Genomic DNA, 26,119 nt, shown 5'->3' with positions numbered 1-26,119 from the left:
GCCCGGTGGAGCCCCTCGCCTTCGACCCCGTGCCCGACATCCGGCTGATCGCCGTCGACATGGACGGGTCGCTGCTCGACGACGAGAAGAAGATCCACGACGACTTCTGGCCGCTCCTCGACGAGCTGGACCGTCGCGGGATCCGGCTGTGCCCGGCGAGCGGTCGGCAGTACGCCACCCTGCGGCGCCAGTTCGGCCGCGACGAGCTGGTGTACATCGCGGAGAACGGCTCCTACGTCATGCAGCACGACGAGGAGGTCAGCTCGGACGGGCTGTCCCTGACCACGGCCCGCGCCGCGATCGAGGTCGTCCGCGCGGCGACCCACCTGGACCTCGGCATCGTCCTGTGCGGCAAGCGCTCCGCCCACGTCGAGCGCACCGACGACGCGTTCCTCGACCAGGCCGCGCCGTACTACGCGAAGCTCGAGGTGGTCGACGACCTGCTCGCCGTCGACGACGACGTGCTCAAGGTCGCGGTCTACGACTTCGGCTCGGCGGCCACCGGCGCCGGGCCGCTGCTGCAGCCGTTCGACGCCCTGGTGTCCGGCGAGCACTGGGCCGACGTCATGAGCCCCACCGCCGACAAGGGCCATGCCCTGCGCGCGGTCCAGGACGCCCTCGGCGTCACGGCCGCGCAGACCATGGCCTTCGGCGACTACTTCAACGACATCGGCATGCTCGACGCCGCGCACTGGTCCTTCGCGATGGACAACGCGCACCCCGACGTCCGGGCGCACGCGCGGTTCGTCGCGCCCGCCAACACCGAGAACGGCGTCGTCCGCACGATCAGCTCGGTGCTGGGGCTGTCGTGACCGGCGCAGGCCTGCTGCTCACCCCCGGCTTCGGCGGGAGCCGCACGAGCCCCGCGCTGGTCGCCGTCGAGAAGGCCGTCGCCCCGCTGCCCGTCCTGCGGGTCGACCTCCCCAAGACGGCGGCACCGGCGATAGCGAGTGTGCGTGCGCAGGCGTCGGCGTTCGCGGCCGCCCTCGGGGTCGGCACCGAGTCCGTGGTGCTCGGCGGCCGTTCGTTCGGCGGCCGCATGTGCTCGATGGCCGTCGCCGACGGCCTCCCCGCCGCCGGCCTGGTGCTCCTCTCGTACCCGTTGCACCCGCCCGGCAAACCCACGACCCTGCGCATCGCGCACCTGCCCGACATCCGGGTGCCGGTCCTGGCCGTCTCGGGCACCACGGACCCGTTCGGCTCGCCGGCGGAGCTGACCGAGCACCTGGCCGCGATCCCCGGTCCGGTCACCACCGTCTTCCTGCCCGGACCCCACCTGCCGACCAGCCAGGCCGCCGTGGCCGCGGCCGTCCGCGACTGGCTCGGCACGCTCGACTGAAACGCCCTCCCGAGCCCGGTCCGCCGCTCTACGCTCCGTCCGTGAGCACCCGCCGACGCGTCGCCTGGATGGCGCTGGCGGCCGCGTTCGTGCTGGTCGCGGCGCCGATCCTGTGGGTGCAGGGCGTCGGCCAGACCGAGGTGCGCGCCGCCGGCGACGTGCGGCCGACGTCCGTCGCGCTCGTGCTCGGCGCCGGCCTCAAGCCCGACGGCAGCCCGTCGGTGTACCTCACCCGCCGGCTCGAGGCGGCCCGGGAGCTGTACGCCCGCGGCGCGGTCGACGTGGTCCTGGTGAGCGGCGACAACGCCCGCACCGACCACGACGAGCCCACCGCGATGCTCGACTGGCTGGTCGCCCACGGCGTCGCGACGGACGACGTCGTCCGCGACCACGCCGGCTTCGACACCCACGACTCCTGCGTCCGGGCGCACGACGTCTTCGGGGTCGACGCCGCGGTCGTCGTCACGCAGGACTACCACCTGCGCCGCGCCCTGTTCTCCTGCACCGAGGCGGGGATCTCGGTGACCGGCGTGGGCGTCTCGTCCACCTCCGTGCGGCCGGTGCAGGCGGTCACGTGGCGCGCCCGCGAGCTGCCGGCGTCGTGGCGGGCGGCGTGGGACGCGGTGACCGGCCGCGACCCCGTCGACGCCGGTCCGCCGGAGACCGCGGTGCAGGACGCCCTCGCGCGCTGACGCCGGGTGCGACGATCGTCTCCGTGGACACCCTCACCACCCTGCGCGCCGCGTTCACGCCCGTGCCCGGCTACCTCGACGCCGCCACCTGCGGGCTGCCGGCGCGGGCGACGGCCGAGGCGATGCACGAGGCGATCGACGTCTGGGCGGCGGGCAGGGCGGACCTCGCGGTCTACGACGAGGCGGTCGTGGCCTCCCGCGCGGCGTATGCGCGGCTCGTCGGGACGGATCCGTCGCGGGTGGCCATCGGCTCGCAGACGTCCGCCCTCGTCGGCGTCGTCGCGGCGACGGTGCCGGACGGCGCCGAGGTCCTCGTGGTCGACGGCGACTTCTCGTCCGTCGTGTTCCCGTTCGTCGCCCAGGCCGACCGGGGCGTCACGGTCCGGCACGTGCCGCTCGAGGAGCTGGCGGCGGCGATCCGGCCGACCACGCACACCGTCGCGTTCGCGCTGGTCCAGTCGCGCGACGGGCGGGTCGCGGACGTCGACGCCGTCGTCGCCGCGGCGGGCATCGCGGGCGCCCGCACCGTCTGCGACGTGACGCAGGCCGCCGGTTGGCTGCCGGTCGACGCCGACCGGTTCGACGTCACCGTGTGCTCGGCCTACAAGTGGCTCTCCGCCCCGCGCGGCACGGCCTTCCTGACGGTCCGTCCCGAGCTCCTCGCCGACCTGCGGCCCAGCAGCGCCGGCTGGTACGCGGGCGAGGAGATCTGGTCGTCGGTCTACGGTCCCGGCATGGTCCTCGCGCGGGACGCCCGGCGGCTCGACGTCTCCCCCGCGTGGCTGTGCTGGGTGGGCGCGGTGCCAGCGCTCGAGGCCTTCGCCGGCGCCGACGTCGAGCAGGTCCGGCGCTACGACGTCGGCCTCGCCGACAGCTTCCGCGCGGGCCTCGGCCTGGCACCCGGTGGCAGCGCGATCGTCGCGCTGCCCGACGACGCGGCGGGGACCCGACGGGCCCTACTCGCCGCCGCCGGGACGCGTGCGGCGGGCCGGGGCGGCGGCGTCCGGCTGGCGTTCCACGTCTGGAACGGCGCCGCCGATGTCGCGCAGGCCGTGGCTGCCCTGAGCAACTCCTGAGGGGAACCTGAGGGTCGCTTCGGGGGTCTCCCTGATATCCCTGGGCCCGACGGCGCGGGAATCCTAGGATCACAGCAGCACCGGCACCGGCGCCCCGACGCGGTATCACCCGTCGCGCGAGCCGCCCCTCCCAGTCGTCGTCGACATCCCCACAGAGGAATCGCTATGTCTCACGTCGCCGGATGGATCACCCATCGCTACCTCAAGTTCGCCGTCATCGCCTTCTGGCTCGTCGTCGTCGCCCTGCTGGGTCCCCTCGCGGGCAAGCTCACGGGCGCGCAGGACAACGACGCCAAGTCCTGGCTCCCGTCCAACGCCGAGTCGACCGAGGTCCTCGACGTCGCCGGCAGCTTCGTGTCCGCCAACACCATCCCCGCCGTCATCGTCTACGCGCGCGCCTCGGGTCTGACCCCCGAGGACCTCGCGGCCATCCAGGCCGACGCGCAGGAGTTCGGCACGCTCGACACCCTCGACGGGCAGGTCGTCGGCCCGATCCCGTCGGAGGACGGGCAGGCGGCCCAGATCATCGTCCCGCTCGACCTCGGCAAGGACGGCTGGAACCTCGCGGCCGACGCCGTCACGGACCTGCGGGCCACCGCCGAGGACGGCCCCGACGGGCTCGACGTCTACGTCACCGGCCCGGCCGGCTCGGCCGCCGACTCGTCGAAGGCGTTCGAGGGCATCGACGGCACGCTGCTGTACGCGGCGGTCGCGGTCGTCATCGTCATCCTGCTCATCACGTACCGCAGCCCGATCCTCTGGCTGCTCCCCGTCATCTCCGCGGGCGTCGCGCTGACGGTCTCGCAGGCCGTCATCTACCTGCTGGCGGACAACTTCGACCTCACCGTCAACGCGCAGAGCGCCGGCATCCTCACGGTCCTGGTTTTCGGCGCGGGGACGGACTACGCGTTGCTGATCGTCGCGAGATACCGGGAAGAGCTGCGCAAGCACGGTGACCGGCACGAGGCCATGGCCCTGGCGCTGCACCGGGCGAGCCCGGCGATCATCGCGAGCGGCGCCACGGTCGCCATCAGCATGCTCTGCCTGCTCTTCGCCACCATGAACTCCACGGCCGGTCTCGGCCCGGTGGCCGCGGTGGGCATCGTCGTCGCCCTGCTCGTCATGCTCACGCTGCTGCCCGCGCTGCTGGTCACGTGCGGCCGGTGGATCTTCTGGCCGCGCACCCCGCGGCTCGGCGACGACGAGCCGTCCGTGCACGGCTTCTGGGCCCGGGTCGGCGGTCGGATCGAGCGTCGCCCGCGCGCCACGTGGGTCGGCACGTCCGCGGCCCTCGCCGTGGCCTGCCTCGGCATCGTCGCGCTCAACGCGACCGGCCTGACCACCGAGGAGTCGTTCCGCGGCGTCCAGCCGTCGATCGAGGGCGAGAAGGTGCTCTCGGCCCACTTCCCCGGCGGCGCCGGCTCGCCCGTCGCCGTCATCGCGAACGCGGACCAGGCCACCGAGGTCGCCTCCGTCTTCGCCGACGTCGAGGGGATCGACCCGACGAGCATCACCGAGCCCGTCGTCAAGGGCGACCTCGCGTACATCGAGGGCACGCTGACCTCCGCGCCCGACAGCGACGACGCCTACGCCACGGTCGACCGCGTGCGCGACGCCGTGCACGCGGTGCCCGCTGCCGACGCCCTCGTCGGCGGCACCACGGCCGTCAACCTCGACGTCCAGCGCGCCTCGTCGGCGGACAACAAGCTGATCATCCCGATCATCCTGCTGGTCGTCTTCGTCATCCTGATGATCCTGCTGCGGGCGGTGGTCGCCCCGCTCGTGCTCGTCGGCACCGTCGTGCTGTCGTTCGGCGCCGCCATCGGCATCAGCGCTCTCGTGTTCAAGTACGTCTTCGGCTACGCCGGGGCGGACACGTCGTTCCCGCTGTTCGTCTTCGTGTTCCTGGTCGCGCTCGGGATCGACTACAACATCTTCCTCATGACCCGGGTGCGGGAGGAGGCGCTGCGGATCGGGCACCACCGCGGCTCGCTGGTGGGTCTCGCGGCCACCGGCGGGGTCATCACGTCGGCCGGCCTGGTGCTCGCGGGCACGTTCGCGGTGCTCGGCACGCTGCCGCTGGTGGCGTTCGCCGAGATCGGGTTCGCGGTCGCGTTCGGGGTGCTCCTCGACACGCTCGTCGTCCGGTCCGTGCTGGTCACAGCGCTGAACCTCGACATCGGCAAGACGATGTGGTGGCCCAGCGCGCTGAGCAAGCAGGCCGAGCCGGTGCCCGCCGAGCAGCAGGTGTCCATCCCGGTCGCTTGAGCGGCACGCGAGATGCCCGGATCGTCCAGACGATCCGGGCATCTCGGGATAGCGTCTGCGCAGGGCCCTTTGCCGGGGCCCTCGCAGGCCCCCCGCGCGCCAGGAGCTGACGTGACCGAGATCGCTGAGACACCGACCACCACCGCGCCCGCCACCAGGTGGTGGGCGCTCGACCCGGCGGCCGCGACCGCGGAGCTCGTCACCGATCCMTCGACGGGCCTGTCCGCCGCCGAGGTCTCGGCCMGGCGGGAGCGGTACGGCTCGAACACCCTGACCGCGCAGGCTGCGCCGTCCGTGTGGTCCGTGGTCTTCCAGCAGCTGCGCGACCCGATGAACATCATGCTCATCGCCGTCGCGGCGGTGAGCGCGGCCATCGGGCAGGGGTCGACCGCGATCATCGTCGGGTTCCTGGTGGTGATCAACGTCGTCATCGGCGCCCGCCAGGAGATGCTCGCGCGCAAGAGCGTTGACGCGCTGGCGACGATGCAAGAGCCGCAGTCCCGGGTGCGGCGGGACGGTGCCCTGGTGCAGATCCCCGCCCACGAGCTGGTGCCCGGCGACATCGTCGAGCTCGAGGCCGGCGACATCGTGCCCGCCGACGGCCGGCTGCTGCGGACCGCCACGATGGAGACGCAGGAAGCGGCGCTGACCGGCGAGAGCACCCCCATCGGCAAGGACGTGATCACGCTCGCCGACGAGGAGGTCCCGCTCGGCGACCGCGCCAACATGGCGTTCCAGAACACGTCGGTCACCCGCGGCACCGGCACGATGCTCGTCACCGCGACGGGCATGACGACGCAGATCGGCACCATCGCCACGCTGCTGTCGTCGGTGGAGAAGACGAAGTCGCCGCTGCAGCGCGAGCTCGACAAGCTCACCAAGGTGCTCGGGGTCATCGCGTGGAGCGCGGTCGCGGTCATCGTGCTCATCGGCGTCCTGCGCGGCCAGTCGGCGAGCGACCTGCTGTTCCTCGCCACCGCGGTCGCCATCTCCGCGATCCCGACCGGTCTCCCCACGTTCGTGCAGGCGATGCTCGCCTACGGCGCCCGCCAGCTGGCCGACGCGAAGGCCGTCGTCGCCAACCTCAACGACGTCGAGACGCTCGGGGCGACCAGCTCGATCAACTCCGACAAGACGGGGACGCTGACTCTCAACGAGATGACGGTGACCGCGCTGTACACGATCGGTCAGCACTTCACCGTCGAGGGCAGCGGCTACGCGAAGACGGGCCAGATCCTCCAGACCGCCGGCGCTGCCGTGCCGGACCTGACGCCGCTCGCCTACGGCCTGTGCCTGGCCAGCGACGCGACGGTGTCCGATGATGGCGCCGTCATCGGCGACCCGACCGAGGCCGCACTCGTGGTGCTCGCCGCCAAGCTGGGGATCGACGCGGAGGAGAGCCGCCGGACCTACCCCCGCGTCGCGGAGGTGCCGTTCGACTCGGCGTACAAGTTCATGGCGACGGCCCACTGGCTGCCCTGGCGTGGCGACCGGTCTCTCGTCGAGGTGGTCAAGGGCGGACCGGACGTCGTGCTGCAACGCTGCACGCACGCCCTGGCGGGTCCCGGCCAGACCGTCCCGCTGGAGGACATGCGCGCCGACATCGAGGCGGAGATGGAGCGGCTCGCCGAGCAGGGTCTGCGCACCCTCGCCTTCGCGACGCGGTTCCTCACGCCGGCCGACGAGGCCCCCCTGGTCGCCGACCCGATGTCCTACGTCGAGGAGCTCGTGTTCGTCGGGCTGGTCGGCATCGTCGACCCGCTGCGGCCCACCGCCAAGGTGGCCGTCGAGATCGCCCTGAAGGCCGGCATCGAGGTCCGCATGATCACCGGCGACCACGCGGTGACCGCGAGCGCGATCGGCAAGCAGCTGGGCCTCGGCCCGGGAGCGATCAGCGGACCCGAGCTGGCCAGCCTCACGGACGAGGAGCTGCTGGAGCGGCTGCCGAACCTGCACGTGTTCGGTCGGGTCACCCCGGAGGACAAGCTCCGGCTGGTCCAGCTCATGCAGCGCCAGGGACTGGTGGTCGCCATGACAGGCGACGCCGTCAACGACGCCGCCGCGATCAAGCAGGCCGACATCGGTGTCGCGATGGGCTCCGGCAGCGAGGTCACCAAGCAGGCGGCCCGCCTGGTGCTCACCGACGACAACTTCAGCACCCTGGTGCACGCGGTCGAGCTGGGGCGCAGCATCTACCAGAAGATCACCGCGTACATCCGCTTCCAGATGAGCCAGCTGATCGGGCTCGTGGTGCTGTTCCTGGCGGCCAGCATCTTCGACATCGCCGACGGCGTCGCGATGACCCCGATGATGGTGCTGTTCCTCAACTTCTTCGTCGCCGTGTTCCCGGTGATCGCGATCATGCTCGACCCGGTCGGCCCCGGGATCATGGACCGGGTGCCGCGCGACCCGAAGGTCGGCATCAGCAACGGCTACGCCGTTCGCCGCTGGATCCTCTACGGCCTGGTCCTGTGCATCTCCTCGGGGATCCCGCTGGTGTTCGGTCCGGACACCCCGTCCGCCGACACCCCGACGGCGTCGATGACGATGGCATTCGTGGTCATGGGCCTCGGCTCGGTCCTGTCCGGGCTGGTCCTGCGGCGCGAGCCGGAGTCCGGCCTCGCCGCCCCCTTGCTGACGGCGGTGAAGGTGCTCTCGGCCCCGGTCATCCTCGTCGTGCTGGCGACCGAGCTGGACTTCCTGCAGGGGTGGCTCACGACGCAGTCGCTGTCCGGTGGGCAGTGGCTGGCCTGCCTGGGCCTCGCGCTGCTGCTGCCGGTCGTCGCGGAGCTCGACAAGGTGGTCAAGCGACGCCGCGCCGCCGCACCCGTGGTCCTGAACACGCAGGAGACGGTGAGCCCGGMGCGCGCCCGGGCGTGAACCACCGCACGCGCAGCGCTCAGGGCGCCTCGTCGCTCAGCGGCGGGCGCGCCAGCAGGTCGTAGTCCCGGAACCGCACGGCGTGCTCACGCCGTGCGGTTCCGGCGTCCTGCGGCGCTAACGGCCGTTCAGCGCCGCCTGGAAGGCCTCCAGGGCGTCCGCCGAGAAGAGCACGAACCGCACGAGCTCGACGCCGTCCGGCCGCGGGTGGCCGTCGGACCAGCCCGCGTCGGCCCCTTCCCGCCAGGCGCGCACCGTGCGGACGGCGATCTGTGCCACGTCGCCGACGGCCCAGCCGTACACCCCCGCGCTCACGGCCGGGAACGCGATGCTCGACGCGCCGAGCTCGACCGCCAGCTCGAGGGGCCGCGCGAAGCACGACGACAGCAGCACGGGGTCCGTCTGGCCTGCGTGCCGGTTCGGCCCGACCGTGTGCACGACCCACCGCGCCGGCAGCCGGAACCCGGGGGTCGCGACGGCGTCGCCCACGGGCAGCCCGTCGGGGAGCGTGGTCCGTCGCAGCTCCCGGCAGGCGGCGAGCAGCTCGGGGCCGGCGGCCGCATGGATCGCTCCGTCGACGCCGCCGCCGCCGAGGAGGGAGGAGTTCGCGGCGTTGACGATGACGTCGACGTCCTGCGTCGTGATGTCGCCCTGGACGGCTTCGATGCGCATGGGGCAATCATCGGGGGTCGGACGCAGCAAGGCCCCTCGGACGCTTACTCCGAGGGGCCTTCGCTGGAATCAGGCTACGGGAGCCGTCGCGCAGACGGGTGAACGACACACGGCCCGTCCACAAATTCTGTCCACAGCCCTGTGTTAACCGGATGTTTCCGCAGGTGAACCTGTGGACAAGGGTGTGGGGAAACCGGTGGACAAAGAAAGCCACCGGAAGCCCTTGTGGCCCCTTCTCGAACAGGACTAGAAATCTCACATCGAGATCGACAGATCGAGAACCGCAGGTGAAGGATCCCGCCAGGGACGACTGAAACCGCAGGTCAGGTGGCCTCTTCGGAGATCACCGGATCGGGGTGGAGGTCAGCTCGGGAGGGCCGGAACCTCGACGCGGCGGAGCCCTCCGGGGCACCGCGCAGGCGGCGCAGAACGCCCTTCGGGGAGGTGGCACCGGCGTGGACAGGCTGTGGATGTCGGGCCGACCGGAGAACGGACGACCACATCGCCGTGGCAACACGGCGACCCGCGGATGACGCCGCGGGGGTCGCTACGGACCGGGCGGTTGCTCGCAGTCGTCCCGCCCGTGGCGGGCCGCAGGTGCTGGACTCCCTCCGGGGTCGACGGCACCGGTGGCGCACCGGGTGCCGGGACGAAGCCGCATCGTCAGCGCGGCGTCGGTCGCCGGTCCGCCGGTGACGGAAGACCTGAGAGCACGGGAAGGCCCCTCGGACGCTTACTCCGAGGGGCCTTTTCCGTGTGCGAACCCGGTCAGGCGTCCGGCACCGACTCCAGCAGGATCGTCACCGGCCCGTCGTTCACCAGCTCCACGGCCATGTCCGCGCCGAACACTCCGGTCGCCACCTCGAGCCCTCGGCCGCGCAGGTCCGCCACCACGGCGTCCACCAGCGGCTGCGCCACCGGACCCGGGGCGGCGGCGTTCCATGTGGGCCGGCGCCCCTTGCGGGTGTCGCCGTAGAGCGTGAACTGGCTGACGACGAGCACGGGGGCACCGGCGTCGACCGCGCACTGCTCGTCGCGCAGGATCCGCAGCTCGGCGATCTTCCGGGCGATCAGGCTCACCTGGGCGGGCCCGTCTCCGGGCGTCACCCCCACCAGCGCCAGCAGCCCGGGACGGTCGATGGCGCCGACGACGATGCCGTCGACCGTGACAGAGGCGCGCGTGACGCGCTGGACGACCGCCCTCACGGGCCGAACGTGGCGACGACCTCGCCCACGGGCGCACCGTGGCCGAGCACCGGGGTGAGACCCACGGGCTGGACGAGCGCCGGGTCCACGCCGGCCACGGCGAGCGCGGCGGCCAGCACGGCCGGGCGCGGGCGCGCCGACCCGTCGGCGATCTTGACGGCGACCGCGCCGCCGTCCGGCAGGCCGGCCGCGTAGACGCCGTCGGCGCCGTCCTTGGCCACGAGGCCGGGCACCGCCTCCATGAACYGCGTGGCGTCGCGACCCGTCCCGGCGACGTGCCACGGGTGCGCGGACATCGCGGAGCCGACGCGCCCCTCGAGACCATCAGCGGAGGCCAGGCGCCCGAACGACCCGGCCAGGCCGCGCAGGGTGGTCGAGAACAGCGGGGCGCCGCACCCGTCGATGGTGCCGCGGTCGACGGGGACGCCCGTGAGCTCGGCGATCACCGCGCGCACGGCGCACTGCAGCGGGTGGTCGGGCTCGAGGTAGTCGTCGGTGGACCAGCCCGCGGCCACGCAGGTCGCCAGCATCCCGGCGTGCTTGCCCGAGCAGTTCTGCGTCAGCGGCTCGGTGCCGTGGCCGTCGGCGCGCCACTGCCAGGCCGAGTCCGCGTCGAGCGGCCAGTCGGGGGTGTTGCGCAGGTCGTCCGGCCCCAGGCCGGCGCGCGCGAGGATCGCGCGGACCACCTCGAGGTGTCCCGGCTCGGCGTTGTGGCTGGCGCACACGAGCGCGAGCGAGACGTCGTCGACGTCCAGCCCCGCCCGCAGCATCGCGACGGCCTGCAGCGGCTTGAGCGAGGACCGCGCCCACACTGTGACGTCGGCGTCGCCGAGCACGAGGCGCTCGGACCCGTCGGGTGCGAGCACCACGACGTGCCCGGCGTGCACGGACTCGACCAGGCCTCCGCGCAGCACCCGTGCGAGCGGGACCGCGGCGGTGCCGACGTCCGCCACGCTCACCAGCCGCCGGACGGGCCGCTCGGACCGCGCGGGCCCCCACGACCGCCCGAGTACGGCGTGACGGCCGGCTTCACGTCGACGAGGTAGACGATCCCCCCGACCGCGGCGAGGAGCGCCAGGAACGACGGCAGGTGCGGCACGCCGGGGATCGGGATGACGCTGAACGAGACGGCGGTGGCGACGCCGACGATCGCCCCCCACAGGCCCTTGGTGAGCTTGCCCGCCCGCGGGAACGCCGCCGCCGGGCGCCGGAGCAGGTCGATGAGCGCCCACAGGCACAGCCCGAAGATCGCGATGTAGAAGACGAAGAAGATGAGGACCTGCAGACTCCCGATCACGGGGCGAGCCTACGAGACATCACGGGACGACCAGCAGCCCTTCGGCCCGCGCGGCGGCCGCGAGGTGCAAGTCCCAGGCGGCGACCACCAGGTCGGGCGACCGCAGCTCCAGCGCGGACGCGAGGTGCAGCGCGTCGGCTGCGCGCAGCGGGTGCCGACCGACCAGCGCGGCCGCGGACGTCGTCACCTCGTCCCGGAGCTCGAGCACGTGCAACCCGGGCCACAGGCGCTCCCACGCCGCGAGCGCGTGCGCGGCCGCCTCGTCGTCCAGCCGTCCCGCACGCCGGCCGCCCTCGAGCACCGCGCGCACCTCGGCGTCGGCCAGCCGGGACGTGACCACCAGGTCGGCGCCGTCCCACAGCGCCGCGGCCAGCGCGGACCCCGGCTCCTCGACGCAGAGCTTCACCAGCGCGCTGGTGTCCAGGTAGACGACCGCCATCTCAGCGACGCAGCCGGCGAACCAGGTCGGAGACCCCGCCCTTCGCCGCCGGTGAGGTGCGGTCGCCGCTGCGGGCCGGCGGTCGGGTCTGTACCGACGCCGTCAGCAGGCCGTCGCGCTCGAGCCTCGTCAGCAGGTCGGCCGCGGCGATCCCGCTGAGCCGCGCGACGGGGATCCCCCGCTCCGTGATGACGACGTCCTCCCCCGCGCGGGCGGCCTCGATCCACTGCTTGAGCTCTGCGCGCAACGCGCTGACCGGGACGTCCACGGAGCGACGGTACCGAACACCCGGGGCTGCCGGGTCAGATCTCCGGCAGGGAGTCGCGCGCGGCCTGCGGGGAGACGCCGGCCGCCTCGAGCAGGTCGACGACGAGCGAGCGCTGCAGCAGCACGAGGCTCTGCACCTGCCAGTCGCGGGCGGCCAGCAGGAACGGGTCGAGCGCGCGCGAGACCTCGAGCAGCTGCGTGCGCGCGCGTTCCGGGTCTCGCCCGGAGCCGAGGGCGGAGGCCAGCTCGTCGGTGGCGCGCGCGGTCGCCTCGACCTGCCCGGCGATCGTCGCCATGTCGTGCGTCTGCGTCTCGACGGCGGCCAGCGCGCGGCGCGCCAGCACCCGGGCGTTGCGCATGGCGCGGTCGATGAGCACCGCGTTGCCGGCCAGGCCCGCGAGCTCGTCGCGGTACCGGCGGATGGTCGGCGACACGCGCGCCAGCTCGCCGGCGCTGGTCGCCATCTCGGACCACTCGTCGAGTGCCGGCTGGGACGCGCGGCCGCGCACCAGCGCGTCCTCGACGTCCGTGGTGGACCCCGACCGCAGGCCGCGAGCGAGGATCCGCAGCATGCCGGCCAGCTCCTCGACGGCGGCGTGCGCCAGCGCGCGCGGGTGCCGGCGCGGGTCCCGGGGCGTCAGCACCGCGACCGCGAGCGCGACGACTCCCCCGACGGCGGCGTCGATCCACCGGCCGAGCGGGCCACCGCTCGCGGTGATCGCGGGCAGCCCGACGATCACGAGCGCCTGGACGCCGGCCTGCGTGGTGAGCATCTGCCCGCGGTCGATGAATCGCGCGATGATCGCCGCGAGGAACAGCACGACGGCCACCTGCCAGGCGCCGTTGCCGATGAGGTGCACGAGCAGGTCACCCAGCGCGACACCGATCGCCACGCCGACGGCGAGCTCCGCCACCCGCCGCGGGGACCGGTCCGCGGTGAACCCGAGGGCCACCCACGCGCTGACCGGCGCGAAGAACGGGTACGGGTGGCCCACCCAGTAGCGGGCGATCGCGAAGGCGATGGCCGCGGCCAGGGACGCCTGGAGGATCGGGAACCAGGCGGCCCGCACGCGAGCCCAGCCCTGCCGGACCCGCGCCTCCACGACCACCCGCGCGCGCGAGGTCGTGTCCGTCACCAGACCCTCACAGCATCGGGTGCTGCCCCAGGCCGCGGGTCAGGGGTCCGCGGGCGGCGGGCCGGTCCACGGACACGCCGTCGCCGGGCACGATCGGCTCCTGGCCGGCCGCGACGGCACCGCCCTCGCTGTCGACCACGAGCTCGACGTCCGACGGCGTGGAGCGCTTGACCACGGCGAGCGCGACCGGGCCCAGCTCGTGGTGCCGAGCGACCGTGGTGACCTGCCCGACCACCCGCCCGGGCTCCTGCGAGGCGTCCGTCTTCACCACGTCGTGCACCGCGGCGCCGGGCTCGGGCAGCAGGTGCCCCGACCCGTCGAGGTGCAGCATCACGAGCCGGCGCGGCGGGCGGCCGAGGTTGTGCACGCGCGCCACCGTCTCCTGCCCGCGGTAGCACCCCTTCTGCATGTGCACGGCCGTGCGCAGCCAGTCGAGCTCGTGCGGGATGGTCCGGTGGTCGACCTCGTGCGACGCCCGGGGGCGCCACGCCTCGACGCGCGCGGCCTCGCTGGCCCAGGTGCCGACGAGCGGCCAGCCGGCGGCCTCCCGCGCGCGCACCTCCTCGACCAGTCGGTCACGCGGCACCAGCACCAGCCGCCAGGCGCGGTCGGCCCCGGGGTGCTCGTCGTCGGCCGGCCCGTAGCGCGTGCCGCCGACGGCCGTGGTGGGCCACGGGTCGCGCCAGGTGACCGGCTCGTCGGGCGTGCCCTCGGCGTCGACGGGCTCGCCGATGGCCGCCCAGTCGTCGGTCGCGTCCGCGATCTCGACCCGCAGCATGAACTTCATGCGGTTCAGCCACGCGGCCAGCGCGATCGGCGTCTCGGTGAGCAGCCACGTGGTCTCGCCGTCGTCGACCACGCCCGCCGCGTGCTCGACGTGCCCCTGGGGGCTGAGCACGAGCAGCTCGGTCGACGTGCGCGGCGCGAGGGTGGTCAGCTCCTGCGACGTGATCGAGTTCAGCCAGCTCAGCCGGTCGGGACCGGTGACGGTGACCACACCGAGGCTCGACTGGTCGACCACGGCACCGCCGCGCGAGAGGGCGCGCTGCTCGGCGGTCGGGTCGCCGTAGTGCCAGGCGACCCCGTCGTCGGGACCGGACGCACGGACCGCACCGTGCCGGGCGAGCAGCGGGCTGCTGTGGCGGGGGGGCTCGCCGTGCTGGGGCAGGCCGGGGTTCGTCTCGACGGTCGCGTCGGTGGTCATGAGGCCTCGTCGTCGGTGAGGGCCTCGACCCGCGCGAGGCGGCCCGAGGCGTAGGACTGCATGGGGTGCCCGAACGCGGCGATGTCGTGGGCCCACATGAGCTCGCCGTTCACCAGGCCGTACAGGCGCTTGCCGGCGCTGACGGCGGCACCGGAGGCCGTCCGCACGATCGCGTCGCTGACCAGGTCGATGCGCCCCTTGCCGACGGCGCCGATGTAGAGGGCGACGTGACCGGACGGGTCCGCCACCAGCAGCTCGACGGGGTGCTGGTCCTGCGTGAGCCCCCAGTCGGTGGGCCGCTCAGGCGGGATGCGCCAGAAGCCGGACTCGGTCTGCCAGACCGGGGCCGGGGGCTCGTTCTCGAGGGCGGCCGTGTCGGAGGGCGCCCTGACCAGCCGGATGGTCGACGTGTACGACAGGTACGGGCCGCCGTCGCTGTCGATGACGATCTCCTGCGTGAACGTCGCCTCGTCGATGCCGGGGTAGTCGACCACACCCTCGCCGCGCCACGTGCCGAGCAGCCACGCCAGCGGGTACACCTCGGGGGCGAGGCCCTCGGGATCAGGCAGGACGAACGGCATGGACGGGCCTCCCAGCATCAAGGCACGAAGTTCAGCGCTGGCCCTTGTAGAGCCGGTAGACGACGAAGCAGGCGAACCAGCCGATCGTCAGCGTCGCCGCGACCAGCAGGCCGATGAAGACTCCCTCGAGCGCAGTCATGCCGACGATCCTAACGAGCGCGCACCCCTAGCCTGTTCCGATGACCCCCACGCCACGCCCACTCGTGATCAAGACCACGTCCGGTACCGACCGCCCGGAGGCGGCCAACCAGGCGTTCACGGTCGCCGCCGCGGCCGTCGCCGCCGGCGCCGAGGTGAGCCTGTGGCTCACGGGCGAGTCGGCGTGGTTCGCCCTGCCCGGGCGTGCCGACGACCTCGTCCTGGAGCACGCGACGCCGCTGGCCGACCTGCTGGCGATGGTGCTCGAGGGCGGGCGCGTGACCGTGTGCACGCAGTGCGCTGCCCGTCGCGGCATCGGCCCGGAGCACGTCCTGCCGGGCGTGCGGATCGCGGGTGCTGCGGTGTTCGTCGAGGAGGCCCTGGCGGACCGGGCGCAGGCCCTCGTCTACTAGGCGGTCCGTCCCGCGCGCACCCGCAGGCCCAGCAGGTACAGCTCGCAGCCGAGGCACAGGCCGAACACCGCGTTGAGGAACGCCGCGACGAGGGCGAGCGCGGCGGCGACGGGGACGGCGGCGCTGACCCCGAGCAGCCCGAGCAGCAGCCCGGCACCCGTGATGATCAGGCCGACCAGCTGCGCGAACGTCGGCGGGCGCGGGTCCTCGAGCTCGGTCGGCGGGGCCAGGCGCGGGCGGACGACCTTCTTGAACACCCACGCCTGCCAGGTCCGGCCGACGCCGCCGAACGCCCCGAGGGCGAAGCTCGCGACGACCACGGCGAGCACCGCGTAGGCCGCGGGTGTCGTGCCGAGCAGCAGGACGACGATCAGCAGGACGAGCGTGAGGGCGGCGCCGAACCGCGGGCCGCGGGGATCGATACCGGCGGGGATGCTGGGCGTGCTCATGGGGACTCCTGGGGAGGGGACAGAGGTGGGGCCGTCGATCGGCGGGGGGGCCGACCCGGGGGCCGAGGTCGCAGCGCGCCCGGCCGATCGCCCTCGAAGGGGCCGGCCGTCAGGCGGCGGGGACCTCGCCCGGACAGGACGCCGGCGCGCTGAGCCCGCCGGGGCGGTCCGGGGCACACCCGGGCGCGACGCGGGAGGCGTCGAGCGGCAGGAGAGTCGGGGTGCGCATCGTGCTGAAGAGTCGCACGGGACCGACCGTCGGCACCATGTCCATCTCGCCGTGTKGGCGCCCGCCGCACGGGCGGCCGGGTCAGCCGACCAGCACCCGGCCGACGACGTACACGAGGATGCCGGTCACGGTCACGGGCAGCGTCACCGCGGCGAGCGAKGGCCAGCGCTTCTCGAGCGACGGCAGCTGGTCGAACAGGGCGTGCAGGGTGGCGACCAAGATGCCCACCGCCAGGCCGAGCAGCGCACCGGCCAGGGGGTCGAGCCCGGGCAGCAGGAGACCGCCCAGGGCGCCCGCACCGGCCGCCGCGCCTGCGGTGACCAGCGCTCCGATCCACCGGGCCAGGTGCAGCGCCACGACGGCGGACCCGACCGCGAGCGCCAGCGCACCGACGACCACGAGGTGCTCGCCGCCGGGCGTCCGGCCGATGGCGACCCAGCCCGCCACGGCGACCGCCACGAGAGTCCCGGCCACGGTCCCGGAGACGGACTCGACCAGCCGCGTGCGCCCATCGCGCCGCAGGAGCTCGCTGACGAAGGCCAGCAGGATCGCGGCGGCGAACACCACGGGCAGGTAGCGCAGGAAGGGCTGGGTGTCAGTGAGGTGCACGACGGCGACCGCGCCGACCCCGCCGAGGGCCACGACGGTGGCCGAGCCGACCACGAAGGGCAGGCCGGCGAGCGCGGGCCAGCCCAGGGCGAACACCACCGCGAGGACCGCGGCGGAGATGCTCAGCGCGAGGCCGCCGAAGTATCCGGCGACGGCCACGGCAGCGGCGAGCGCGGCCGTGACGACCGCGCGGGTGGCGAGCTGCATGGGTCCCCTACCGTCCCGCGACCGGGGTCAGTGGCGACCGGTGCGGGAGCGCGCGCAGGCGGGCGGCCTGCAGGGAGGGGAGGAGCACGCCGCCGATTGTCGCATCTCGTCGCGATTTCCCTCGCGTTACGGCGGACGCGCGCACAGACCTGTGACGCCATCCCTCGACATACGGGCGCAACGTGGCCGACGCGCGCGGTACCGTGGCCCCCACTCGCACGCGGGGAGGTCCCAGGTGGCAGATCTGCTGCTGCTCACTCCAGCGTCCGGGGGCTCCGCCCAGGTGCTCCCGGCCCTCGGTCTGTTGTCCCACCGTGTCCGTGTACTCCCCGTCGAGCCGTCGGCTCTCGTGGATGCACCGGACGCGGACATCGTCGTGCTCGACGCCCGGCGTGACCTGGTCACCGCCAGGACCACGTGCCGCCTGCTGCGCGCGACGGGCCTGACCGTGCCCCTGATCCTCGTGCTGACCGAGGGCGGCCTCACGGTCGTCACCGCCGAGTGGGGCGCGGACGACATCATCCTGGAGACGGCCAACCCGGCCGAGGTCGAGACGCGGTTCCGGCTCGTCATGGAGCGCGCCGCCACCGCCGGGTACGACGACTCGCCCCAGGAGATCTCGTCGGGCGAGCTCACCATCGACGCCGGCGGCTACACCGCCCGGCTGCGCGGTCGACCGCTCGACCTCACCTACAAGGAGTTCGAGCTCCTCAAGTACCTGGTGCAGCACCCGGGGCGCGTGTTCACCCGCGCCCAGCTGCTGCAGGAGGTCTGGGGCTACGACTACTACGGAGGCACGCGGACGGTCGACGTGCACGTGCGACGGCTGCGCGCCAAGCTCGGCCCGGAGCACGAGCAGCTCATCGGCACCGTGCGCAACGTCGGCTACCGCTTCGACCCGCCCAAGGACCGCCGCAACGCGGTCGACGGGCGCTCCGAGGTTCCCGAGCCCGCGGACGCCTAGCCCGCTAGCCTGGCTCCCGGTGAGCCGGGGACCTGGTCGGCGCCCAGACCGCCCGGAGGTCCATCCGTGTCCACGCCCGCCAGCCGCCTCTTTGCCGCCCTCTCCCCCGGCTCCGAGCGCAACCTGCTCGACACGTTGCGGGAGGAGCGCGTCGGCGGCGCGCTCCTGCTCTCCGCCACCGTGGTCGCCCTCCTCTGGGCGAACGTGGCCCCCGCGTCCTACGCCACGGTCTCGGACACGGTCATTGGCCCCGCGGCGCTGCACCTCGACCTCACCGTGGCCACGTGGGCGACCGACGGCCTGCTGGCCATCTTCTTCTTCGTCGTCGGCCTCGAGCTCAAGCGCGAGATAGTCGCCGGCGAGCTGCGGAACCTGCGCACGGCCGTCGTCCCGATCGTGGCGGCCATCGGCGGCATGGCCGTCCCCGCGATCCTCTACCTGGCGGTGAACCTGACCGCCGCGGACGGGGTCCCCCGGGGCTGGGCCGTGCCGACGGCGACGGACATCGCGTTCGCGGTCTCCGTGCTCGCCATCGTCGGCCGGAGCCTGCCCAACGCCCTGCGCGCGTTCCTGCTCACGCTCGCCGTCGTCGACGACCTGCTCGCGATCATCGTCATCGGCGTCGTCTACACCGACACCGTCTCGGCGCTCTGGCTCGGTGTCGGTGCGGCGACGGTCGTCGTCTTCGCGCTCCTGATCCGGCGCGGCTGGGTCAGCGGCTGGCTGCTGGTCCCCCTCGGGCTGGTGGCGTGGGCCGCGGTGCACGCATCGGGGGTGCACGCGACCATCGCCGGCGTCGCGCTGGGGCTCGTCGTGCCCGGGTCACAGGAGTCGACCCGGAAGGCGCTCCGGCTGTCTGCCCTCCCGTCGGAGTCGCTGGCCGAGCGCTGGGAGCACGCGTGGCGACCCCTGTCCGCCGGCATCGCGGTGCCGGTCTTCGCGCTGTTCGCCGCCGGGGTGACCCTGACCGCCGGCGCGCTGCAGACGACGTTCGCCGACCCGGTGGCGCAGGGCGTCGCGCTCGGGCTCGTCGTGGGCAAGCCGCTCGGCATCCTCGGCGCCACGTACCTGGTCGCCCGCTTCACGCGCGCCTCGCTCGCGCCGGGCCTCGGCTGGGCCGACGTCGGGGCCGTCGGGCTGCTGGGCGGCATCGGGTTCACGGTGTCGCTGCTGGTGGGCGAGCTCGCGTTCGGCGCCGGCAGCCCGCAGGACGAGCACGTGATCGTCTCGGTGCTCATCGCGTCGCTCGTCGCGGCCGTGCTCGGCGGCGCCGCCCTCTACCAGCGGGACCGACATCACGCGCGCGTGGCCGCAATCGCTGGCCCGGAGACCGACGGGACCGGGTAGGTTCGGCTCCGATGAGCACCGTCGACTCTGCCTCGCTCCTCATCGACGGCCCCTGGGAGCACCGGTTCGTGGCCGCGAACGGCGCACGTTTCCACGTCGCCGTCGCCGGACCTGATGACCGCGACGCACCGCTGGTCGTGCTGCTGCACGGCGTGCCCGAGTTCTGGTGGGCGTGGCGTCACCAGCTGCCGCCGCTGGCCGACGCGGGCTATCGCGTGGCCGCGATGGACGTCCGCGGCACCGGCGGCTCCGACAAGCCCCCGCAGGGGTACGACGTCCCGACGCTCGCCGCCGACGTCGCCGGGGTGATCCAGTCCCTCGGCGCCGCCGACGCGGTGGTCGTCGGCAGCGGGACGGGCGGCGAGATCGCGTGGGCGATGGCCGGCCTGCACCCCGACCGCGTGCGCGCGATCGCGCCGCTGGCGGCCCCTCACCCTCTGGACACCCGTGGCCACCCCCGCGCGGCGATGCGGGCGTCGGCGGTCCGGCGGCTGGCGTTCGTGCAGCTGCCGTCGTTCCCCGAACGTGCGCTCATGGAGGGCGACCTGGTCACCCGGCTGCTGCGCGAGTGGGGCGGGACGCCCGGCTGGCTCGACGCCGAGACCGAGCGCACGTACCGCTCCGCGGCCAACGTCCCGTTCGCCGCGCACAGCCAGATGGAGCAGCTGCGCTGGCTGGTCCGCTCGATGCCCCGCCTCGACGGCCGGCGCTACCACGCGGCGCTCGAGCAGACCCGGCCGCTGCCCGTGCTCCAGCTGCACGGCGGCCGCGACGGGCTCCGGCCCCCGGCCCGGGCCGCGCTCTCCCGCGACACGGCGGCGGTGATCGGACCGCGCTACGAGTTCGAGCTCCTGCCGTCGGTGGGTCACTACCTCGCCGAAGAGGCCCCCGAGCTCGTCACGGACCTGCTGCTGACGTGGCTGCGGACGGTCGCACCGGCCTGACGCGATCTACCCCTTGACCATCGCGAGGGCCTTCACGGGGTCGATCTCCCCGATGCCGGCCGACGGGCACATCGACGCGACCGGGCACGCGCCGCACGCCGGCTTGCGCGCGAAGCAGGTGCGCCGCCCGTGGAAGATCAGCCGGTGCGACGCCATGGCCCAGTCCTTGCGCGGGATCAGCGCGTCGAGCTCCTTCTCCACCACCAGAGGGTCGTCGCTCTCGGTGTAGCCCAGCCGCTTCGACAGCCGCATGACGTGCGTGTCCGTCGTGATGCCCGGGACGCCGAACGCGTTCCCGAGCACCACGTTGGCGGTCTTGCGCCCGACCCCCGGGAGCGTCACCAGGTCCTTCATCCGTCCGGGGACCTCCCCGCCGAACCGCTCGACCAGCTCCCGGGACAGACCCATCACCGACTTCGCCTTGGCCCGGAAGAACCCGGTCGGCCGCAGGATCTCCTCCAGCTCCTCGGGGTTGGCCGCCGCGAGGGCTGCCGCGTCCGGGTAGCGCGCGAAGAGGACCGGGGTGGTGAGGTTCACGCGCACGTCCGTGGTCTGGGCGGAGAGCACGGTGGCGACCAGCAGCTCGAACGGCGAGGTGAAGTCGAGCTCGCAGTGCGCATCGGGGTACCGGACCGCCAGGGCGCGGTCGATGCGACGAGCACGGCGGGTGCGGGCGAGGTCGGACTCCACTGCGTAGCCGGTCACGGTGGCAGCGTACGACGCGGCGCCCACACCCGTGGGAGGGGCCTGCGACCTGCGGGGTTGCTCCCTTGGAGTGATCCCGTGGCGCACACAGGTATCACCGCTCAAGGTCAGACTGGACCGGGCCGAAACGAGACATGGCGCCCGTGCGAGGTGCCCGGTTGAGGAGGACCTGCCCCATGGCGCCACCCGTCGACCAGCGGGTCAGCGACCTTCGCCTCGACCGCCGCGCACTGCGCGCCGAGCAGGCCCGGGTCACCTGGTGGCGCCGACTGGTGCGCGCGCGCCTCGACCTCGCGGTGGCCCAGGCGGCGCGCCCGCAGACCCTCGGCGAGGACGTCGCCTTCCAGCTGCCGCTCGAGGTCGGCGTCGGGGTTCCCCGACCCGCCGCACTCGCCTCGGTGCTGGGCGGCCCCGAGCCGGTCGCCGACGCCGCCCGGCTCGACGAGCTCCGCGCCCTCGACGCCCAGCTCTCCACGTACGCCGCCGGTGTCGACGCGGCCCTCGTCCGCGCCACCGACCGCCTCATCGCACGCCTGGCGGTCGACCCCGACGTGGTCGTCGTCGGGCTGCGGGACGCTCTGGGCCGCGGATGACACCCACCATGGGGCAGACTGAGGGCGGATCAAGCCGCTGACCAGCGGTCGGTCCGTCTGTGCTCAGTCATGAACGATGCCGCCACCGGGACGATCCGGGCAGCGCGCGGCCAGAAAGGTGAGGTGTCCCCGTGGAGGACGACATCGTGCTGTCGGCGCCGCTGTTCGCCGGTCTCGACCCGGAGGCGTCGGAGGCGCTCGTCGCGACGATGAAGGCGATCGACTTCGCCCGCGGCGACGCGCTCTTCCACGAGGGCGAGCCCGGAGACCGGCTCTACGTCGTGCGCGAGGGCAAGATCAAGCTCGGCCGACGCTCCAATGACGGCCGCGAGAACCTGCTCGCCGTGCTCGGCCCGGGCGAGATGTTCGGCGAGCTGAGCCTGTTCGACCCCGGCCCGCGCACCGCGACCGCGACCGTCGTCGCCGACGCCGTCGTGCTCGAGCTCGGGCACAGCGACCTCATCCGCTGGCTCCAGGACAAGCCCACCGTCGCCCAGCACCTGCTCCAGGCGCTCGCCCGTCGGCTGCGGCGCACCAACGAGGCCCTCGCGGACCTGGTGTTCTCGGACGTCCCCGGTCGCGTCGCCAAGGCGCTGCTCGACCTGTCCACCCGGTTCGGCGAGCGCGTCGACGAGGGCATCCGCGTGGCGCACGACCTGACGCAGGAGGAGCTCGCGCAGCTCGTCGGCGCCTCGCGGGAGACCGTGAACAAGGCGCTCGCCGACTTCGCCGCGCGCGGCTGGGTCCGTCGCGAGGGGCGCGCGGTCGTGCTGCTCGACGTCGAGCGGCTGGAGCGCAGGGCCCGCTGAGAACGGGCTCGCCGAGGCTCAGGCCAGCTCGACGACGATCTCGACCTCGACCGGCGAGTCCATCGGCAGCACCGCGACCCCGACCGCGGACCGGGCGTGCACGCCCGCGCCGCCGAGGACCTCGTGCAGCAGGACGCTCGCGCCGTTGACGACCCCGGGCTGCCCGGTGAACGCCGGGTCGCTGGCGACGAAGCCGACCACCTTGGTCACGTGCACGATCCGGTCGAGCGCGTCGGCACCCGACGGACCGCCCTCGGCCGCGACGACGGCGGCGACCGCGGCGAGCGCGTTCAGCGCGCAGGTCCGGGCGTGGCCGGCGGCGTCCTCCGGGCTGACGAGCCCCTCCCCGACGCCGACCTTGCCGGTCTCGAGCAGCGCGCCCCCGACGAACGGCAGCTGGCCGGACGTGTACACGTAGGCGCCCGAGCGGACGGCCGGCACGTACGCCGCGAGCGGCAGGGCCACCTCCGGCAGCTCCAGCCCGAGCTCGGCCAGCCGGGCGGCGGCACCCATCAGGACTCCTTGGGCCGCTTGAGGTAGGCGACGAGGCCCGCATCCGGCCCCTGGATCACCTGGACGAGCTCCCACCCGTCGGCGCCCCACTGGTCGAGGATCGCCTTGGTGGCGTGAATGATGAGCGGAATCGTCGCGTACTCCCACGTCGTTGCCATGGCAGTCACCCTAGCGGGGGCACCGGACGAGTCGGAGCGCTCTCACAGGCCGCCGAGGGAGTCGGAGCCGACCAGCTCGGCCCGCCAGGACCGGACCTCGGGCCGCCGACGCAGCAGCGCCCGGCGCTCGCGCTCGGTCATGCCGCCCCACACCCCGAAGTCCATGCGGTTGTCGAGCGCGTCCGCCAGGCACGCGAGCCGCACCGGGCAGGCGGTGCAGACCGCGCGCGCCTCACGCTGGGCGGCACCCTCGACGAAGAGCGCGTCGGGCGCCAGCTTGCCCGCGCCGCATGCCGCGAGCGCAGTCCAGTGCGCGTCCTGCACGAGTGTCGTCACTCATCCTCCTGAACACGCCGTGGGGGCGTGCCGTGGCAACCGCACCCGAGTCCTGCCCGGAAACTAGCGGTCGGACGCCCTTCCTGGCGAGACTCCGTTCGGGTCATATCGTCAGATGGACGTGTGACCGAGTCGCGGGGGTCGTAGGCACGGGCTGCGGCATGTGCAGGTCCGGTGCAGGTCGACGTGTCGACGTCGGATCCGGACAAGAGGTGACAGGGGCACCTACTACCCTGACGGCATGCCGAACCCTGCGCGCCAGCGCGGCCGACAGGTCAACGTCTTCCAGGCGTTGGCCCTCTTGCTGTCCTTCGTGCTGGTCGCGGTGGTTGCAGGGGTGCTCGCCGCCGGACTGGTCCTGCCCGGAGTCGCCGCCGCGAACGGCGTGACCGACCTGACCGTCACGGCCTTCGACGACCTGCCGACCGAGCTCCAGGAGCAGACCCTCCCGGAGAAGTCGATCATCCTGGCGGCCGACGGTTCGCTGCTGGCGACGTTCTACGACCAGAACCGGGTCGTCGTCCCGCTGACCGAGATCTCCCCCCAGCTGCAGCACGCGGTCGTCGCGACCGAGGACAAGCGCTTCTACAAGCACGCCGGCGTGGACCCGCAGGGCATGCTCCGCGCCTTCGTCAAGGGCCAGACGACGAGCGGCCCGCAGCAGGGCGCCTCGACCCTGACGCAGCAGTACGTCAAGAACGTCCTCATCGACGCGGCCCTGTCCAAGGACACCGAGGCCGAGCGCCTGGCGGCCATCAACGCGGCACGCGAGGCCGACGGCGCCGAGGGTGTGGCCCGCAAGCTCCGTGAGGCCAAGCTCGCCATCTCGCTCGAGAAGCGGCTCACGAAGGACCAGATCCTCGAGAAGTACCTGAACATCGCGCAGTTCGGCGCCTCGGTGTACGGCGCGGAGTCGGCGGCCCAGTACTACTTCGCCAAGCCGGCCAAGGACCTCACCTACCTCGAGGCCGCCACCATCGCGGGCATCACGCAGAGCCCGTCCAAGTGGGACCCGGTCCTCAACCCCGACAAGTCGCAGGACCGCCGCAACATCGTCCTGTCGCTCATGAAGCAGCAGGGGTACATCACGGGGGACGAGTACGCCGCGGGGATCGCCACACCGCTGGCGGACACCCTGCACGTCACCGCCCTCAAGCAGGGGTGCGTCGGCGCGAGCGACGTCATCGCCGGCTCCGGGTACTTCTGCGACTACGTCACCAAGGTGATCGTCAACGACCCCGCCTTCGGCCCGACCCCCGCGGAGCGCAAGTCCCTCCTCTACCGCGGCGGGCTCACCATCACGACCACCCTCGACCCGCGCCTGCAGACGCTCGCCGACACCGAGGTCAAGAACGGCATCCCGGTGGACGACCCGTCGGGCGTGGCCACCTCGATCGTCACGGTCGAGCCGGGCTCGGGCAAGATCCTCACGATGGCGCAGAACCGCATCTACGCGGCGGCGGCCCAGCCGGGCACGCGCGAGGAGTCCGTCAACTTCAACACCGACGGCGCGTACGGCGGCTCGGGCGGCTTCGCGCCCGGCTCGACGTTCAAGCCCTTCACCTTGCTCGAGTGGCTCAAGTCGGGGCACAGCCTGTACGAGCAGGTCAACGGCACGGAGCGCACGCTGAACGAGAACATGTTCACCACGTGCGGCCAGAAGGGCCCGAACAAGCCCTGGCCCGTGGGGAACTCCGAGGGCGGCGCCGGCATGATGACCGTGCTCGATGCCACCAAGAACTCCGTCAACCTCGCCTACCTGACAATGGCCAGCCAGCTGGACATGTGCAACATCATGAAGGGCGCCGAGGACCTCGGGATGCACACGGCGAAGCCGAGGGGCGACGGCTCGTCGACTCCCGGCACCAACCCGTCGAACGTCATCGGCAGCGACTCCGTCGCCCCGCTCTCCATGGCCGCGGCCTTCGCGACCTTCGCCTCCGGCGGCACCTACTGCACGCCGGTCGCCATCACGAGCGTCAAGGACGCCAACGGCGCCGAGCTGCCGATCCCCCAGGCCAACTGCCACGCGGCGATCGAGCCCAAGTACGCCAACACGATCAACTTCGCGCTGAGCAACGTCTGGAACGGCACGGCCAAGACGGTCGGTGCGCCGCCGTTCCCGTCCGCCGGCAAGACGGGCACGACGAGCCACAACGAGGAGACCTGGTTCGTCGGCTACACGCCGAAGCTCGCGACAGCGGTGTGGGTCGGCTACAAGGAGGGCTTCACGCCCGTGCAGCGGCTCACGATCGCCGGCAAGTACATCAAGTTCGCCTTCGGGTCGTCGATCGCCGCGCCGACGTGGAAGCGATTCAGCGTCCAGGCGCTCGACGGCGGCGACAACCCGGGCTTCGGTGCTGCTGACGACAAGCTGGTCTTCGGCGAGAAGATCCCGATCCCGTCGGTCGTCGGCAAGTCCGAGGGCGACGCCCGCGCCATCCTCAAGGGTGCCGGGTTCAACGTGAGCGTCGACCCGACCCAGGTGGCGTCGGCCCTCCCGGCCGGCACCGTGGCCTCGCAGAACCCGTCCGGCTCGGCCACCCGCGGTACCGCCGTCACGCTGACGCTGTCCAACGGTCAGCCGGTCGCGCCGCCGCCGGTCGATCCCGCCCAGCCCGCGCCGCCTGCCCCGCCCGGTCCGGGCG

General features: G+C 73.3%; 28 protein-coding genes. 13 read left to right on the top strand and 15 right to left on the bottom strand.

Going from position 1 to position 26,119, the window contains the following annotated elements:
• Positions 1–5 precede the first annotated feature (5 nt).
• The 6 genes from AC1DYZ_RS00140 to AC1DYZ_RS00115 all read left to right on the top strand — a co-directional run bounded on the left by AC1DYZ_RS00140 (position 6) and on the right by AC1DYZ_RS00115 (position 8,255).
• Positions 6–812: a Cof-type HAD-IIB family hydrolase gene (locus AC1DYZ_RS00140; RefSeq protein WP_477063200.1), complete on the top strand. Its 807-nt coding sequence runs from the start codon at positions 6–8 to the stop codon at positions 810–812.
• Positions 809–1,339, top strand: coding sequence for an alpha/beta hydrolase family protein (locus tag AC1DYZ_RS00135; RefSeq protein WP_477063199.1), 531 nt, complete (start codon positions 809–811; stop codon positions 1,337–1,339). The genes AC1DYZ_RS00140 and AC1DYZ_RS00135 overlap by 4 nt, the downstream gene beginning before the upstream one ends.
• A 41-nt stretch (positions 1,340–1,380) precedes the next feature.
• Positions 1,381–2,031, top strand: a complete 651-nt coding sequence (locus AC1DYZ_RS00130; RefSeq protein WP_477063198.1) for a SanA/YdcF family protein — start codon at positions 1,381–1,383, stop codon at positions 2,029–2,031.
• Between the two features lie 23 nt (positions 2,032–2,054).
• Entirely contained in the window at positions 2,055–3,107 is a 1,053-nt protein-coding gene (locus tag AC1DYZ_RS00125; protein ID WP_477063197.1) for an aminotransferase class V-fold PLP-dependent enzyme, read from the top strand.
• A gap of 165 nt (positions 3,108–3,272) precedes the next feature.
• Positions 3,273–5,375 (top strand): MMPL family transporter, encoded by a 2,103-nt coding sequence (locus AC1DYZ_RS00120; protein WP_477063196.1) that lies wholly within the window; start codon positions 3,273–3,275, stop codon positions 5,373–5,375.
• A 111-nt stretch (positions 5,376–5,486) separates the two neighbouring features.
• The gene (locus AC1DYZ_RS00115) at positions 5,487–8,255 is read left to right on the top strand and encodes a cation-translocating P-type ATPase (protein ID WP_477063195.1); all 2,769 of its coding nucleotides are present in this window, start codon (positions 5,487–5,489) and stop codon (positions 8,253–8,255) included.
• A 117-nt stretch (positions 8,256–8,372) separates the two neighbouring features.
• Here the strand turns inward: AC1DYZ_RS00115 and AC1DYZ_RS00110 are convergent, their stop codons facing one another.
• From AC1DYZ_RS00110 to AC1DYZ_RS00070, 9 genes are all read right to left on the bottom strand, one after another.
• Positions 8,373–8,927 carry an O-acetyl-ADP-ribose deacetylase gene (locus AC1DYZ_RS00110; protein ID WP_477063194.1) on the bottom strand — a complete coding sequence of 185 codons (555 nt, stop codon included), beginning with the start codon at positions 8,925–8,927 and terminating at the stop codon, positions 8,373–8,375.
• 768 nt (positions 8,928–9,695) lie between these two features.
• Positions 9,696–10,133, bottom strand: a complete 438-nt coding sequence (gene dtd, locus AC1DYZ_RS00105; protein ID WP_477063193.1) for a D-aminoacyl-tRNA deacylase — start codon at positions 10,131–10,133, stop codon at positions 9,696–9,698.
• Entirely contained in the window at positions 10,130–11,086 is a 957-nt protein-coding gene (locus tag AC1DYZ_RS00100; protein WP_477063192.1) for an asparaginase, read from the bottom strand. The genes dtd and AC1DYZ_RS00100 overlap by 4 nt, the downstream gene beginning before the upstream one ends.
• 2 nt (positions 11,087–11,088) lie before the next feature.
• The gene (locus tag AC1DYZ_RS00095; RefSeq protein WP_456823413.1) at positions 11,089–11,430 is read right to left on the bottom strand and encodes a DUF2516 family protein; all 342 of its coding nucleotides are present in this window, start codon (positions 11,428–11,430) and stop codon (positions 11,089–11,091) included.
• A gap of 19 nt (positions 11,431–11,449) precedes the next feature.
• Positions 11,450–11,869: a type II toxin-antitoxin system VapC family toxin gene (locus AC1DYZ_RS00090; protein WP_477063191.1), complete on the bottom strand. Its 420-nt coding sequence runs from the start codon at positions 11,867–11,869 to the stop codon at positions 11,450–11,452.
• 1 nt (position 11,870) lies between these two features.
• The gene (locus AC1DYZ_RS00085) at positions 11,871–12,137 is read right to left on the bottom strand and encodes a type II toxin-antitoxin system Phd/YefM family antitoxin (protein WP_477063190.1); all 267 of its coding nucleotides are present in this window, start codon (positions 12,135–12,137) and stop codon (positions 11,871–11,873) included.
• 34 nt (positions 12,138–12,171) lie between these two features.
• On the bottom strand, positions 12,172–13,272 hold the full coding sequence (locus tag AC1DYZ_RS00080) for an FUSC family protein (RefSeq protein ID WP_477063189.1): 1,101 nt from the start codon (positions 13,270–13,272) through the stop codon (positions 12,172–12,174).
• A 7-nt stretch (positions 13,273–13,279) separates the two neighbouring features.
• Complete coding sequence (gene ygfZ / locus AC1DYZ_RS00075; protein WP_477063188.1) at positions 13,280–14,476, bottom strand: CAF17-like 4Fe-4S cluster assembly/insertion protein YgfZ; 1,197 nt, start codon at positions 14,474–14,476, stop codon at positions 13,280–13,282.
• Positions 14,473–15,057: a heme-binding beta-barrel domain-containing protein gene (locus AC1DYZ_RS00070; RefSeq protein ID WP_477063187.1), complete on the bottom strand. Its 585-nt coding sequence runs from the start codon at positions 15,055–15,057 to the stop codon at positions 14,473–14,475. Before AC1DYZ_RS00070 ends, ygfZ begins: the two co-directional genes overlap by 4 nt.
• 179 nt (positions 15,058–15,236) lie before the next feature.
• Here AC1DYZ_RS00070 and AC1DYZ_RS00065 point away from each other — a divergent pair, with 179 nt between their 5' ends.
• On the top strand, positions 15,237–15,608 hold the full coding sequence (locus AC1DYZ_RS00065) for a DsrE family protein (protein WP_456823407.1): 372 nt from the start codon (positions 15,237–15,239) through the stop codon (positions 15,606–15,608).
• On the opposite strand, the gene AC1DYZ_RS00060 is transcribed toward AC1DYZ_RS00065, so the two are convergent.
• Positions 15,605–16,057: a DUF4395 domain-containing protein gene (locus AC1DYZ_RS00060; protein WP_477063186.1), complete on the bottom strand. Its 453-nt coding sequence runs from the start codon at positions 16,055–16,057 to the stop codon at positions 15,605–15,607. The genes AC1DYZ_RS00065 and AC1DYZ_RS00060 overlap by 4 nt on opposite strands.
• Before the next feature lie 310 nt (positions 16,058–16,367).
• Positions 16,368–17,102 (bottom strand): hypothetical protein, encoded by a 735-nt coding sequence (locus tag AC1DYZ_RS00055; RefSeq protein WP_477063185.1) that lies wholly within the window; start codon positions 17,100–17,102, stop codon positions 16,368–16,370.
• A gap of 235 nt (positions 17,103–17,337) precedes the next feature.
• Here AC1DYZ_RS00055 and AC1DYZ_RS00050 point away from each other — a divergent pair, with 235 nt between their 5' ends.
• From AC1DYZ_RS00050 to AC1DYZ_RS00040, 3 genes are all read left to right on the top strand, one after another.
• A complete protein-coding gene (locus AC1DYZ_RS00050; protein ID WP_477063184.1) occupies positions 17,338–18,066 on the top strand; it encodes a winged helix-turn-helix transcriptional regulator in 729 nt (242 codons plus the stop codon).
• Between the two features lie 66 nt (positions 18,067–18,132).
• Positions 18,133–19,413: a Na+/H+ antiporter NhaA gene (gene nhaA, locus AC1DYZ_RS00045; protein WP_477063183.1), complete on the top strand. Its 1,281-nt coding sequence runs from the start codon at positions 18,133–18,135 to the stop codon at positions 19,411–19,413.
• 11 nt (positions 19,414–19,424) lie between these two features.
• A complete protein-coding gene (locus tag AC1DYZ_RS00040) occupies positions 19,425–20,357 on the top strand; it encodes an alpha/beta fold hydrolase (RefSeq protein WP_477063182.1) in 933 nt (310 codons plus the stop codon).
• Positions 20,358–20,363: 6 nt separating this feature from the next.
• Here AC1DYZ_RS00040 and nth read toward each other — a convergent pair whose 3' ends face one another.
• The gene (nth, locus tag AC1DYZ_RS00035) at positions 20,364–21,062 is read right to left on the bottom strand and encodes an endonuclease III (protein ID WP_477063181.1); all 699 of its coding nucleotides are present in this window, start codon (positions 21,060–21,062) and stop codon (positions 20,364–20,366) included.
• A gap of 176 nt (positions 21,063–21,238) precedes the next feature.
• Between nth and AC1DYZ_RS00030 the strand changes: the two genes are divergently transcribed.
• Together AC1DYZ_RS00030 and AC1DYZ_RS00025 are read left to right on the top strand one after the other, a co-directional pair.
• On the top strand, positions 21,239–21,655 hold the full coding sequence (locus AC1DYZ_RS00030) for a hypothetical protein (protein WP_477063180.1): 417 nt from the start codon (positions 21,239–21,241) through the stop codon (positions 21,653–21,655).
• Positions 21,656–21,786: 131 nt separating this feature from the next.
• Positions 21,787–22,464 carry a Crp/Fnr family transcriptional regulator gene (locus AC1DYZ_RS00025; protein ID WP_456823399.1) on the top strand — a complete coding sequence of 226 codons (678 nt, stop codon included), beginning with the start codon at positions 21,787–21,789 and terminating at the stop codon, positions 22,462–22,464.
• A gap of 18 nt (positions 22,465–22,482) precedes the next feature.
• Here the strand turns inward: AC1DYZ_RS00025 and AC1DYZ_RS00020 are convergent, their stop codons facing one another.
• The 3 genes from AC1DYZ_RS00020 to AC1DYZ_RS00010 are packed head-to-tail and all read right to left on the bottom strand — an operon-like array spanning position 22,483 to position 23,471.
• Positions 22,483–22,977: a RidA family protein gene (locus AC1DYZ_RS00020; RefSeq protein WP_477063179.1), complete on the bottom strand. Its 495-nt coding sequence runs from the start codon at positions 22,975–22,977 to the stop codon at positions 22,483–22,485.
• Positions 22,977–23,135 (bottom strand): DUF4177 domain-containing protein, encoded by a 159-nt coding sequence (locus AC1DYZ_RS00015; RefSeq protein WP_146847999.1) that lies wholly within the window; start codon positions 23,133–23,135, stop codon positions 22,977–22,979. Before AC1DYZ_RS00015 ends, AC1DYZ_RS00020 begins: the two co-directional genes overlap by 1 nt.
• A gap of 42 nt (positions 23,136–23,177) precedes the next feature.
• Positions 23,178–23,471 (bottom strand): WhiB family transcriptional regulator, encoded by a 294-nt coding sequence (locus AC1DYZ_RS00010; protein WP_456823397.1) that lies wholly within the window; start codon positions 23,469–23,471, stop codon positions 23,178–23,180.
• A gap of 241 nt (positions 23,472–23,712) precedes the next feature.
• Here AC1DYZ_RS00010 and AC1DYZ_RS00005 point away from each other — a divergent pair.
• The coding region (locus AC1DYZ_RS00005; protein ID WP_477063178.1) for a penicillin-binding protein at positions 23,713–26,119 on the top strand (2,407 nt) is incomplete at its 3' end.

The sequence above is a fragment of the Cellulomonas sp. P1_C4 genome (assembly GCF_056406355.1).
This window is presented reverse-complemented; position numbering and strand designations above follow the sequence as displayed.

Bases quoted from the DNA above. Each gene is read 5' to 3' on its own strand.
- AC1DYZ_RS00120 (WP_477063196.1), top strand. From the start codon at position 3,273: ATGTCTCACGTCGCCGGATGGATCACCCATCGCTACCTCAAGTTCGCC.
- AC1DYZ_RS00110 (WP_477063194.1), bottom strand. From the start codon at position 8,927: ATGCGCATCGAAGCCGTCCAGGGCGACATCACGACGCAGGACGTCGAC.
- AC1DYZ_RS00090 (WP_477063191.1), bottom strand. From the start codon at position 11,869: ATGGCGGTCGTCTACCTGGACACCAGCGCGCTGGTGAAGCTCTGCGTC.
- ygfZ (WP_477063188.1), bottom strand. From the start codon at position 14,476: ATGACCACCGACGCGACCGTCGAGACGAACCCCGGCCTGCCCCAGCAC.
- AC1DYZ_RS00070 (WP_477063187.1), bottom strand. From the start codon at position 15,057: ATGCCGTTCGTCCTGCCTGATCCCGAGGGCCTCGCCCCCGAGGTGTAC.
- AC1DYZ_RS00065 (WP_456823407.1), top strand. From the start codon at position 15,237: ATGACCCCCACGCCACGCCCACTCGTGATCAAGACCACGTCCGGTACC.
- AC1DYZ_RS00060 (WP_477063186.1), bottom strand. From the start codon at position 16,057: ATGAGCACGCCCAGCATCCCCGCCGGTATCGATCCCCGCGGCCCGCGG.
- AC1DYZ_RS00040 (WP_477063182.1), top strand. From the start codon at position 19,425: ATGAGCACCGTCGACTCTGCCTCGCTCCTCATCGACGGCCCCTGGGAG.
- AC1DYZ_RS00030 (WP_477063180.1), top strand. From the start codon at position 21,239: ATGGCGCCACCCGTCGACCAGCGGGTCAGCGACCTTCGCCTCGACCGC.
- AC1DYZ_RS00020 (WP_477063179.1), bottom strand. From the start codon at position 22,977: ATGGGTGCCGCCGCCCGGCTGGCCGAGCTCGGGCTGGAGCTGCCGGAG.
- AC1DYZ_RS00015 (WP_146847999.1), bottom strand. From the start codon at position 23,135: ATGGCAACGACGTGGGAGTACGCGACGATTCCGCTCATCATTCACGCC.